General features: G+C 70.9%; 9 protein-coding genes. 1 reads left to right on the top strand and 8 read right to left on the bottom strand.

The features are described 5' to 3' along the window. Positions 1 to 78 precede the first annotated feature (78 nt). From kdpC to kdpB (FHR36_RS11740), 8 genes are all read right to left on the bottom strand, one after another. A complete protein-coding gene (kdpC, locus tag FHR36_RS11775) occupies positions 79 to 696 on the bottom strand; it encodes a potassium-transporting ATPase subunit KdpC (RefSeq protein ID WP_253796212.1) in 618 nt (205 codons plus the stop codon). Between the two features lie 17 nt (positions 697 to 713). Continuing rightward, the gene (kdpB, locus tag FHR36_RS11770; protein WP_253796211.1) at positions 714 to 2,807 is read right to left on the bottom strand and encodes a potassium-transporting ATPase subunit KdpB; all 2,094 of its coding nucleotides are present in this window, start codon (positions 2,805 to 2,807) and stop codon (positions 714 to 716) included. Then, on the bottom strand, positions 2,807 to 4,468 hold the full coding sequence (gene kdpA / locus FHR36_RS11765) for a potassium-transporting ATPase subunit KdpA (protein ID WP_253796210.1): 1,662 nt from the start codon (positions 4,466 to 4,468) through the stop codon (positions 2,807 to 2,809). The genes kdpB (FHR36_RS11770) and kdpA overlap by 1 nt, the downstream gene beginning before the upstream one ends. 2 nt (positions 4,469 to 4,470) lie before the next feature. Then, a complete protein-coding gene (kdpF, locus tag FHR36_RS39860; protein WP_037971201.1) occupies positions 4,471 to 4,560 on the bottom strand; it encodes a K(+)-transporting ATPase subunit F in 90 nt (29 codons plus the stop codon). A 336-nt stretch (positions 4,561 to 4,896) separates the two neighbouring features. Further along, positions 4,897 to 6,759: an APC family permease gene (locus tag FHR36_RS11755; protein WP_253796209.1), complete on the bottom strand. Its 1,863-nt coding sequence runs from the start codon at positions 6,757 to 6,759 to the stop codon at positions 4,897 to 4,899. Between the two features lie 204 nt (positions 6,760 to 6,963). Then, positions 6,964 to 7,800, bottom strand: a complete 837-nt coding sequence (locus FHR36_RS11750) for an SDR family NAD(P)-dependent oxidoreductase (protein ID WP_253796208.1) — start codon at positions 7,798 to 7,800, stop codon at positions 6,964 to 6,966. 368 nt (positions 7,801 to 8,168) lie between these two features. Continuing rightward, positions 8,169 to 8,597 (bottom strand): hypothetical protein, encoded by a 429-nt coding sequence (locus FHR36_RS11745; protein ID WP_253796206.1) that lies wholly within the window; start codon positions 8,595 to 8,597, stop codon positions 8,169 to 8,171. A 142-nt stretch (positions 8,598 to 8,739) separates the two neighbouring features. Further along, on the bottom strand, positions 8,740 to 10,821 hold the full coding sequence (gene kdpB, locus FHR36_RS11740) for a potassium-transporting ATPase subunit KdpB (RefSeq protein WP_253796760.1): 2,082 nt from the start codon (positions 10,819 to 10,821) through the stop codon (positions 8,740 to 8,742). A 368-nt stretch (positions 10,822 to 11,189) separates the two neighbouring features. Here kdpB (FHR36_RS11740) and FHR36_RS11735 point away from each other — a divergent pair, with 368 nt between their 5' ends. Further along, on the top strand, positions 11,190 to 11,945 hold the full coding sequence (locus FHR36_RS11735; protein WP_253796204.1) for a DUF4118 domain-containing protein: 756 nt from the start codon (positions 11,190 to 11,192) through the stop codon (positions 11,943 to 11,945). Positions 11,946 to 12,069: the final 124 nt, after the last annotated feature.

Genomic DNA, 12,069 nt, shown 5'->3' with positions numbered 1-12,069 from the left:
ATACGGGCAACCGACCCGGGTGCGGGGGGTGTCCCCCGCGCCCGGGTCGGTTCGGTCATTCAGACCACTGGTGCGACCTCACTTGGTCTCGCTCAGTGCCTTGTTGAGCAGGACGATGTTGACGCCGTCCTGGCCGAGGAAGCCGAGTGAGCGGTCCTCGGTGTACTTGCCGATCAGCTGGTTCAGCGTGTCGGCGGACACGCCGCGGGCCTTGGCGACCCGGTCGACCTGCTCCTTGGCGTAGGCCACGGAGATGTGCGGGTCGAGGCCGGAGCCGGAGGCGGTGACCGCGTCCACCGGGACGCTCGCCGGGTCGACGCCGTCGAAGGCGGCGATCGCGGCGCGGCGGTCCTGGACGGTCTGGGTCAGCTTCTCGTCGTTCGGGCCGAGGTTGGAGGCACCGGAGGCCTTCGGGTCGTATCCGCCGGCCGAGAAGCGCGGCTGGAACCACTTCGGGTCCGGCTGGGCCTCCTCGTTCGGGTCGTCGGGGTTCTTCTTCGGCAGGTTGAAGTTCTGGCCGATGAGGCTGGAACCGACCTCCTGGCCTCCCGACTTGACGATCGAGCCGTTGGCCTTGTCGGCGAAGGCGGCCTGGCTGACACCGGTGATCAGCAGCGGGTACGCGATGCCGAGGATGACGGTCATCACCAGCAGCATCCGCAGCGCGGTCAGGTGGGTGCGCAGAAACGTGGGCATGTGGGTTCTGGCCTCTCTCAGCTCAGGCCGGGGATGAACTGGACGATCAGGTCGATCGCCTTGATTCCGACGAAGGGCACGATCAGACCGCCGATGCCGTAGATCCCGATGTTCCGAGCCAGCAGCGAACTCGCGTCCGACGGACGGTACTTCACGCCGCGCAGGGCGAGCGGGATCAGACCGATGATGACCAGGGCGTTGAAGACGATCGCCGAGGTGATCGCGGACTGCGGGCTGTGCAGGCCCATGATGTTCAGGTGCTTCAGACCCGGGTAGACCCCGGCGAACATCGCGGGAATGATCGCGAAGTACTTGGCCACGTCGTTGGCGATCGAGAAGGTGGTCAGCGCGCCGCGGGTGATGAGCAGCTGCTTGCCGATCTCGACGATCTCGATCAGCTTGGTCGGGTTGGAGTCCAGGTCCACCATGTTGCCGGCCTCCTTGGCCGCCATGGTGCCGGTGTTCATCGCCACGCCGACGTCGGCCTGGGCGAGCGCCGGGGCGTCGTTGGTGCCGTCGCCGGTCATCGCGACCAGCTTGCCGCCCTCCTGCTCCTTGCGGATCAGGGCCATCTTGTCCTCGGGGGTGGCCTCGGCGAGGAAGTCGTCCACGCCGGCCTCGTCCGCGATCGCCTTGGCGGTCAGCGGGTTGTCGCCCGTGATCATGATGGTCTTGATGCCCATGCGGCGCAGCTCCTCGAAGCGCTCCCGCATGCCCTCCTTGACCACGTCCTTGAGGTGGATCACCCCGAGGACCCGGGGGGCCTTCCCGCCGTCCTTCTCGGCGACGACCAGCGGCGTGCCGCCGGCGGCCGAGATGCCGTCGACCAGCTGCGCCACGTCCGCGCCGACGGAGCCGCCGTTCTCGGTGACCCAGTTGGAGACCGAACCCGCCGCGCCCTTGCGGACCTGCTTGCCGTCCACGTCGACGCCCGACATGCGGGTCTGGGCGGTGAACGGCACCCAGGTGGCGTGGGCCAACTCGCCCTGCGCACGGGCCCGCAGACCGTACTCGGTCTTGGCGAGGACGACGATCGAGCGGCCCTCGGGCGTCTCGTCCGCGAGGGAGGACAGCTGCGCCGCGTCGGCCAGCTCGCCGATCTCCACCCCGCTCGCGGGCTGGAACTCGGCGGCCTGCCGGTTGCCGAGGGTGATGGTGCCGGTCTTGTCGAGCAGCAGGGTGTTCACGTCGCCCGCGGCCTCGACGGCGCGGCCGGACATGGCCAGGACGTTGCGCTGGACCAGGCGGTCCATGCCGGCGATGCCGATCGCGGAGAGCAGGGCGCCGATGGTGGTCGGGATCAGTGCCACGATCAGCGCGACCAGCACGATCATCGACTGCGGGGCGCCGGCGTAGGTCGCCATCGGCTGCAGGGTCACCACCGCGATCAGGAACACGATCGTGAGGGAGGCCAGCAGGATGTTGAGGGCGATCTCGTTCGGGGTCTTCTGCCGGGCGGCGCCCTCCACCAGGGCGATCATCCGGTCGATGAAGGACTTGCCCGGCTCGGAGGCGATCTTCACCACGATCCGGTCGGAGAGGACCTTGGTGCCGCCGGTGACGGCCGAGCGGTCACCGCCCGATTCGCGGATCACCGGCGCGGACTCGCCCGTGATCGCCGACTCGTCCACCGACGCGACGCCCTCGACGACGTCGCCGTCGCCGGGGATGATCTGCCCGGCCTCGACCACCACGTGGTCGCCGAGGCGCAGCGCGGTGCCCGCGACCTCCTCCTCGGCCTGCGAGGCGGGCCAGTCGAGGAGCCGACGGGCGACGCTCTCGGTCTTCGTCTTGCGCAGGGTGTCGGCCTGCGCCTTGCCGCGGCCCTCGGCGACGGCCTCGGCCAGGTTGGCGAAGATCGTGGTCAGCCACAGCCAGACGGTGATCGCCCAGGCGAACACGGACGGGTCGGCGATCGCGGAGACGGTGGTGACCACCGATCCGACCTCGACCACGAACATGACCGGGTTCTTGACCATGACCCGCGGATCGAGCTTCTTCACCGCGTCGGGCAGGGACTTGACGATCAGTTTGGGATCCAGCAGACCGCCGGAGACTCTGTGCGGGGTCGTGCTGTGATCGACCGGTGCGGGGGTGAGCGTGGTGGACATCAGTGGAGACCTTCTGCGATCGGGCCGAGGGCCAGGGCCGGGAAGTAGGTGAGGCCGACGACGATCAGCACCACACCGGAGAGCAGCCCGACGAACAGGGGCTTGTGGGTGGGCAGCGTGCCCGCGCTCGCCGGCACCGGCTGCTGCTGCGCGAGCGAACCCGCCAGCGCCAGCACGAACACCATCGGCAGGAACCGGCCGAAGGCCATCGCGAGGCCTAGCGCGGTGTCGTACCACGGGGTGTTCACGGTGATGCCGGCGAAGGCGGAGCCGTTGTTGTTGGCGGCGGAGGTGAAGGCGTACAGCACCTCGGAGAAGCCGTGCGGGCCGCTGTTGAGCATGCCGGCGCGCTCACCGGGCAGAGCCATCGCCACACCGGTGCCGATCAGCACGATGGTCGGGGTGGTGAGGATGTAGAGGGAGGCGAACTTCATCTCCCGGCCGCCGAGCTTCTTACCCAGGTACTCCGGGGTGCGGCCGACCATCAGGCCCGCCACGAACACCGCGACGATCGCCAGGATCAGCATCCCGTACAGGCCCGAACCGGTGCCGCCGGGCGCGATCTCACCGAGCATCATGTTGAAGATCGTCAACCCGCCGCCGAACGCGGAGAACGAGTCGTGGAAGGAGTCCACCGCACCCGTCGAGGTCAGCGTCGTGGAGGCGGCGAAGAGCGAGCTGGCGGCGACGCCGAAACGCTGTTCCTTGCCCTCCATCGCCCCGCCGGCCGCCTGCAGCGCCGTGCCGGAGTGCTGGGCCTCGAAGAAGGTGATCAGCGCGGCCGAAGCCACCCAGAAGATCGCCATCACGGCGACGATCGCGTAGCCCTGGCGGTTGTCGCCGACCATCCTGCCGAAGGTCCGCGGCAGCGCGAAGGAGATCACCAGCAGCAGGAAGATCTCCAGCCAGTTGGTGAAGCCGGTCGGGTTCTCGAACGGGTGGGCCGAGTTGGCGTTGAAGAAGCCACCGCCGTTGGTGCCCAGTTCCTTGATGACCTCCTGCGAGGCCACCGGACCGCCCGGGATCGACTGGGTGTCGCCGGCCAGGGTGGACAGCTCGTGGAAGCCGTGGAAGTTCTGGATGACGCCGTTCGCGACCAGGACGAGCGCGAAGACGATCGACAGCGGCAGCAGCAGGCGCAGCACGATTCGGGTCAGGTCCACCCAGAAGTTGCCCACCCGGTCCGTGCGGTTGCGGGTGAAGCCGCGGATCAGGGCGGCCACGATCGCGATGCCGACGGCGGCGGAGACGAAGTTCTGCACCGCGAGACCGGCCATCTGCACCAGGTGGCCGAGGGCGGCCTCACCGGAGTACGACTGCCAGTTGGTGTTCGTGGTGAACGAGACGGCCGTGTTCCACGCCTGGTGCGGGGCCATCTCCGGCATCCCCAGGCTGAGCAGCAGGTGCGTCTGGAGACGGATCAGGCCGTAGAGGAAGAGGATCGAGAGGGCCGAGAAGGCCAGGACCGAGCGCAGGTAGACCGGCCAGCGCTGGTCGGCGTCACCGTCGACGCCGACCAGCTTGTACAGGCCGCGCTCGACTCTCAGGTGCTTGGCGGTGGTGAGGAGCTTGGCGATGTAGTCGCCGAGGGGGCGGTAGCACAGGGCCAGGGCGCCCACCAGGGCGAGGGCCTGCAGCCACCCAGCGAGAGTGGAGCTCATGATCAGAACTTCTCCGGGAAGATCAGCGCGACGACGAGGTAGCCGACGAGCGCGACGGCGACGATGAGACCTGCGATGTTCTCGGCGCTCACAGCTTCTCCACCCCCCGTGCGATCAGGGCGATGACGGCGAACACGGCGACCGTGACACCGACGAAGACGAGATCGAGCATGGCTCCACCAACTGGTCAGGGATTTGGCCGCGGGCCCCCACGAACTTCCTCACGGCACCGGCGGGAAGCCGGCGAGAAGCAGCCAATCAGCGGAATCGGCGTCCTCCGCGATCCCTGACACCCTCCATACGGGTGAACCGAGATTATTGACACCGCCTTGACGACCACGTCATTCGCTCGAGATCCCGACTTGGCCGAAACGGCGCGCGGCCCCCCACCAGGACTTCGGTGGAGGGCCGCGACGCCGGCACAGCGGTCACATGCGCAGCCGGAGGCGGCAGACCACCGCGTCGGTGTGGCGGCGCAGGGCACGGTCGATGACGGCGCCGCGCTGGTTCTGCAGGGCCCGCAGCCACAGCCGGGCGGGTTCGGCCTCGGGGATCAGGACGGTGATCCGGTCGTACGCGCGCTCGACGGCCAGGGCATTGACGTGGTCGGCGATGGGACGGCCGAGGCGCCGATGACCGTCCGGGATCTCGATCAGGGATACGCCGGGCCGCCACAGCTCCCAGTCGCGGCGCAGCGCCTCCGCGGCCTGCCGGTCCTCGGCGTCGGGATGGGTGTGGACGACGGTGACGGCCTGCACCTCGTCGCCAAGGCTGACGGCGGCGGAGAGGGCGTCCCGGGTGAGCCTGGTGATGGCGTGGACCGGGACGACCACCAGCGAACGCTGCCGGGTGACCGGCGCGGGCACCCGGCCGAGGTCCAGACGCCGGCCGATCCGGGCATAGGCGCGGTGGATCGCCTCGAACAGCAGCACCAGCAGCGGCAGGGCCAGGCAGATGCCCCAGGCGCCCTCGGTGAACTTGGTGCCGGTCACCACCAGGGTCGCGATGCCGGTGAGCACCGCGCCGAGGCCGTTGAGGGCGGCCTTGCCGCGCCAACCCGGGCCGCGCTGCTGCCGCCAGTGCCGGACCATGCCGACCTGGCAGATGGTGAAGCCGACGAAGACGCCGATCGCGAAGAGCGGGACCAAGCTGTTCACGTCACCGCCGGAAGCGACCATCAGGGCGGCCGAGACCATGGCCAGGAACAGCACGCCGTGGCGGTGCACCTGCCGGTCGGCCCGCAGCGCGAACACGTGCGGAAGGTGGTTGTCGCGGGCGAGCAGGTGCATCAGCACCGGCAGGCCGCCGAACGAGGTGTTGGCGGCCAGCGCCAACAGGACCACGGTGGCGAACTGGACCAGGTAGAACCCGAAGCCGTGGCCGAGCGAGGCGTCCGCCAGCTGGGCCAGCACGGTCACCCCTTCGACCGGCTGGAGGTGGAAGCGGCCGATCAGGACGGCCAGGCCGATCAGCATCACGCCGAGCAGGCCGCCGAGCGCCACCTCGGTGTGCTGGGCGCGGCGGACGGCGGGGGTACGGAAGGACGGCACGGCGTTGGCGATCGCCTCGACGCCGGTCAGCGCCGAGCAGCCGGCGGCGAAGGCCTTGAGCAGCAGCAGCGCACCGACCGTGGTGGCGTTCCCGGCCAGCGCGGAGGTGTGCCCGGCGGCGGCCGCGGTGGAGGCGGGTGCGTCCCGGAGTAGGCCGACGACGATGATCGCCAGGATCGACAGCACGAAGACCGCGGTCGGCGCCATGAACCAGCGGGCCGACTCGGCGATGCCCCGCAGGTTCACCGCCGTGACGAGCGCCAGCACGCCCAGGCACAGCCACACCCGGTCTCCGTACAGGCCTGGGAAGGCGGAGGTCAGCGCCGCGACACCCGCCGTGACGGAGACCGCCACGTTCAGGACGTAGTCGATCACCAGGGAGGCCGCCGCCGTCAGCGCGGTGCGCCGGCCCAGGTGCGCCTTGGCCACCGCGTAGGAGCCGCCGCCGTCCGGGAACGCCGCGATCACCTGCCGGTACGAGGCCACCAGCACCGCCAGCAGCACCGCGATCGCCACCGTCACCGGCAGCGTGAAGCCCAGGCCGTAACCGCCGGCCGCGGCCAGCACCAGGACGATCGACTCCGGTCCGTACGCCACCGAGGCCATCGCGTCCAACGACAGCGCCGCCAGACCACCGAGCGCGGTCAGCTTGTGCCGCTCGTCGGCCTGACGGGTGTCGGGCGGTTCGGGCTCGGCAAGCTCCCGGAGTCTGACGGGCGACGGCTCGACGGGACCGGACATCGGGGACCTCCAGGGAAGGGGACGGTGGTTGTGATCGTCCGACACCGCCTCTCCTGCGGAGCTCTTCCGTACGACGCCCTGACGGCGCAGCCCGTGATCTTGATTACATCCTGACGTCCGGGCAGGCCGAACCCCCGGGAGTCGGCCGACGCCCGGGGGTTCGGAGCGGGCACCCGGCGCCGGTGGCACGCGGCGCCGGGTGGTTCAGGAGCGGCTAAAGGCCGGGTATGCCTTGGTGGCGAGCTGTTCGGCGAGCCGGCCCAGCCGGCGCTGCGAGCGGTCCTCGTGGACGGCGATCGCGGTCGGGGCGATGTCGCCGCCGTCGTAGTACTCGCCGTTGGTGAGGCGGACCTCCGGCAGGCAGAGGCGGACGACCGCGGCGGCGCCCTCGGCCGGCGGCGCGCCGACCCGCCCGTACAGCGGCAGCAGCGCGGTGTCGCACAGGCCGGGGTTGACGCTGACGGCGGTGATCCCGGAGCCGTCGGGGGCCATCGCGAGGGTGTCCATGCTCAGGGCGAGCTGCGACTGGGCGTAGGCGGCGACCCGGGAGTACTTCTTGACCCGGTTGGGGTCGTTCCAGTTCATCGAGGCGGTGCGGTGCAGCGAGGAGGAGACGTTGACGATCCGCGCGTCCTCGGCGCCGGCCAGCTTCTCCCGCAGCAGTCCTGCCAGCATGTGCGCGGCGAGGAAGTTGACCTGGAGGGACACCTCGATGCCGTCATCGCTCAGGGTGCACCGCTCCGGCGCCATGATCGCGGCATTGTTGACCAGCAGGTGCAGCGCCGGGAAGGCACCGGCGACGGTGTCGGCCAGCCGGCGGACGTCGGCGAGGCGGGTGAAGTCCGCGGCGACCGGGTGGAGCAGCTCGCGGGCGATGCCGCGGGCGGCCAGCCGCTCGACGGCGTCCTCGGCCTCGTGGGCCGTACGGGCGTGCACGACGACGGTGGCACCGTGTTCGGCGAGCAGTCGGGCGGTCTCCCAGCCGATCCCGGAGGAGGCTCCAGTCACGAGGGCGATGCGGGCGGACAGGACTTCGGACATGGTGGGTCCCGGGTAGGAGGGCACCCCGGGGTGCCGGGGCGCGCGAGAGCGCGCGGCCGGGTGCCGGAGGTGCGGGTGATGACAGCGGAATGCCGCGGGGCGGGAGCGTCGGCGCTCTGAGTGCCTGGCGGTGGTACGACCGGCAGACGGGCTGCTGTTCGGCCCGTCTGCGGTGGCGCGATCGGGTACGGACGCGGGAAGGCGACCCCTACCGGACGGCGCGAACGGCGACTGCGGCACAGCCGAGCGCCCGCGGATGCGGCGGGCGGTCGTGGTGGCGTGCCGGTCGGTTCATGACGTCCATTCAAGTGTGCGCGACCGGCCGCCGCAAGGAGCCGTCACCCGCTCTGATGAATCCTTGACATCGCTCAACAGCGGTCGTTCACCGGGAGATCGGCGAGCGGGACGGTTGCGGTCCTGATCTTCCGACGGGGCAGCGAGCCGGGCAGGGCGACGCACAGCGCGACGGCCGTGAGGACGCCCAGGCGCAGCAGGTCGGCCCGGCCGGCCCAGCCCAGCGCGGCGTAGCGGTGGACGGCGAAGCCGTTGAAGAACAGCCAGCCCGACAGGCCCACCAGCGGCGCCGACGACGGCCGGGACACAGCGCCGACGAGGGTGCACAGCAGGGCGTACGCGCCGAAGGCGAACCAGCCCGCGTTCAGCTCGCCCACCCAGCCGAGCGCCGGGGTCAGCAGGCCGCTCAGCGTCAGCGCCACGGCCAGGGACATGCCGGCGCCCAGCCGCTGCACCGCCGGGTGGAACCAGCGGCCGCCGGGCCGGACACGGTACAGCCTCACGGGTGCCTCCCTCGGCGGTCGGACATGCTCGGTCAGCAGCCAAGCCGCCCTCACGGCCCGCACAGCCGGCCCTGACGAATTCCTGACGCCCGGAGCCCCGATCCCAACGCCTTCTTGACGCGCGACGCCGGCGACCCGCCGGTCAGAACAGGAACTGCACCACCAGCAGGTCGATCAGCTTGATGCCGAGGAACGGCAGTACCAGTCCGCCGAGACCGAAGACGCGCAGGTTGCGCGCCAGCAGCTGGGAGGCGGAGGCCGGGGTGTAGCGGACGCCGCGCAGGGCGAGCGGGATCAGCGCGATGATGATCAGCGCGTTGAAGATGATCGCGGACGTGATGGCGGAGGTCGGGCTGTGCAGCGCCATGATGTTGAGGTGGCGCAGGCCCGGGTAGGCGCCGGCGAACATCGCCGGGATGATCGCGAAGTACTTCGCCACGTCGTTGGCGATCGAGAAGGTGGTCAGCGCGCCCCGGGTGATGAGGAGCTGCTTGCCGACCTCGACGATCTCGATCAGCTTGGTCGGGCTGGAGTCCAGGTCGACCATGTTCCCGGCCTCCTTCGCGGCGGAGGTGCCGGTGTTCATCGCCACGCCCACGTCCGCCTGGGCGAGGGCGGGGGCGTCGTTGGTGCCGTCGCCGGTCATCGCGACCAGCCTCCCGCCCTCCTGCTCGCGCCTGATGAGCGCGAGCTTGTCCTCGGGGGTGGCCTCGGCGAGGAAGTCGTCCACGCCGGCCTCGGCCGCGATCGCCCGGGCGGTGAGCGGGTTGTCGCCGGTGACCATCACCGTACGGATGCCCATCCGGCGCAGCTCGGCGAAGCGCTCCCGGATGCCGTCCTTGACCACGTCCTTGAGCTGCACGACGCCCATCACCCGCGCCCCGTGCCGGTCGTGGACGGCCACCAGCAGCGGGGTGCCGCCGAGGGCGGAGATGGCGTCGACGGCCTCCAGCACCTGGCCCTGCACCAGACCGCCGCGCTCGTACACCCAGGCGGAGATCGCCGCCGAGGCGCCCTTGCGGACGGCGATGACCGTCCCGTCGGACCGGAGCAGGTCGACGCCGCTCATCCGGCTCTGCGCGCTGAACGGCACGAACTCCATCCGCCCCAGCTCCCCGGGCGCCCGTTCGCGCAGCCCGTACGCCTTGGCGAGGACCACGATGGAGCGGCCCTCGGGGGTCTCGTCGGCCAGCGAGGACAGCTGGGCGGCCTCGGCGAGCCGGTCGTCCGGAATGCCGGGGGCGGGCAGGAAGCGGACCGCCTGCCGGTTGCCGAAGGTGATCGTGCCGGTCTTGTCGAGCAGCAGGACGTCCACGTCGCCGGCCGCCTCCACGGCGCGGCCGGACATGGCCAGCACATTGCGCTGCACCAGGCGGTCCATGCCGGCGATGCCGATGGCGGAGAGCAGCGCGCCGATGGTGGTCGGGATCAGCGCCACCAGCAGGGCGACCAGTACCGCGGTGGACTGCTCGGCGCCGGCGTAGATGGCCATCGGCTGCAGGGTGACCACGGACAAAACGAACACGACGGTCAGCGAGGCGAGCAGCAGGTTGAGCGCGATCTCGTTCGGGGTCTTCTGCCGCTCGGCCCCCTCGACCAGGGCGATCATCCGGTCGATGAAGGTCAGCCCGGGCTTGGAGGTGATCCGGACGACGATCCAGTCGGACAGCACCGTCGTGCCGCCGGTGACCGAGCAGCGGTCGCCGCCGGCCTCCCGGATCACCGGCGCCGACTCGCCGGTGATCGCCGACTCGTCGACCGCCGCGATGCCGTCGACCACGTCGCCGTCCCCGGGGACGGTCTCCCCCGCCTCCACCACCACGAAGTCGTGCAGGCGCAGCTTCTCCGCGGCGACCCGCTCCTCCTCGAAGCGCGTCATCCCCACCCGCCAGCTGCGCAGCCGCCGCGCCGTGGTGCCGGTCCTGGCGCGGCGCAGCGAGGCCGCCTGCGCCTTGCCCCGGCCCTCGGCAACCGCTTCGGCGAGGTTGGCGAACACCACCGTGAGCCACAGCCAGACGCTGATCAACCAGGCGAACACACTCGGCGACAGGATCGCCGACAGGGTGGTCAGCGCCGATCCGACCTCGACCACGAACATGACGGGGTTGCGCACCATCACCCGGGGGTGCAGCTTGCGCAGCGCCTCCGGGAGCGCCGCGGCCAGCTGCTGGGGATCGAGCAGGGCGCCGCCCGCGCGGTGGCGCCGTTTGGACGCCGGTGCCATCGGAGCGGGCGTGACGACGTCCTTCTCGGGAGCCAGGGGAAGCATGCGGCAGACCTTCTCGGGCGCGGAGCGGCGGTTGGGGACCGGCCCGAACGGCCGGCGGTCAAGCCAAACGCGCCATCGGTGCCAAAATCCCTGTCCTGACACGATCCTGACGCTCAGCCAGGAGTGATTGACGAAGCGTTGACACGGGTCGGCCACACCGTGGCGCGTGCTTTCGGTGCCGGCCGGTGGCGGGTCATCGCCCGGGACACCACCGCTCCCGCCGACCGGGAGCGGGAGCCGAGCGCAAGGATCCCGTTAACGCCGCCGCGGCCGGGCTCGACTTCCGCCCGGCGCCTGTTACACCGGAGACCAGGAGGTGCACCATGCGCCGATACCTCGCCCCCCGGGGCCCGCTGTCCCTGATCGTGGCGGCCGCCGCCCCGCTGCTGCTCAGCCTGGTCCTGCTGCCCTTGCGCGACAGCATCGCCAACACCAATGTGGCTCTGCTGCTGGTCGTGGTCGTGGTCTCGGTGGCCGCGTTCGGCCACCGGCTGGCCGGTGCCGTCGCAGCGGTGAGCGCCGCCGTCTGGTTCGACTTCTTCTTCACCCACCCGTACCAGCAGCTCGCCATCAGCAAGACGTCCGACCTCACCACCGCGGTGCTGCTGCTCGCCGTGGGCCTCGCGGTCTCCCAACTGGCTGCCCGGGCCCGGCGCTTCCAGGTGGTCGCGATCACCGACGCCGGCTATCTCGCCCGGATCCACGACACCGCCGTCCTGGCCCGCAGCTCCAACTCCGCCCTCACCGTCGTGGATCACGTCCGCGACGAGCTGATCGACCTGCTCCAGCTGCGCAACTGCCGCTTCGAGTACGGCTCGCTGATCGGCCACCCGCCGAGCCTGCAGCCCGACGGCTCCGTCCTGGTGGGCAGCCGCCGCTGGGACGCCGATGTGCTCGGCCTGCCCGAGGAGGACGTGGAGCTGCGGATGTTCGGAAGCGGCAAGTACATCGGCCGGTTCATGCTGGAGCCCACCCCGGGGACGGTGCCCAGCCGCCAGGCCCGCCTGGTCGCGCTGACCCTCGCCGACCACGCGGGTGCCGCACTCGACAGCCTCTCCCGTCCCGTCAAGGCGGCCTGACCGACACCGGACGGGCCGCAACGACAGGCCGGCCGCAGGACAGTGTCCTGCGGCCGGCCTCAACCGTCACCCGGCCGTCGAAGTCGGTTTCGGTACGGCCGACACTACGTCGCCAGCGGCCGGT

It is taken from the genome of Kitasatospora cinereorecta, assembly GCF_024172095.1.
Lineage (GTDB): Bacteria > Actinomycetota > Actinomycetes > Streptomycetales > Streptomycetaceae > Kitasatospora > Kitasatospora cinereorecta.
Note: the sequence above shows the minus strand (reverse complement) of the source record. Positions and strands in the feature narration are given on the sequence as shown.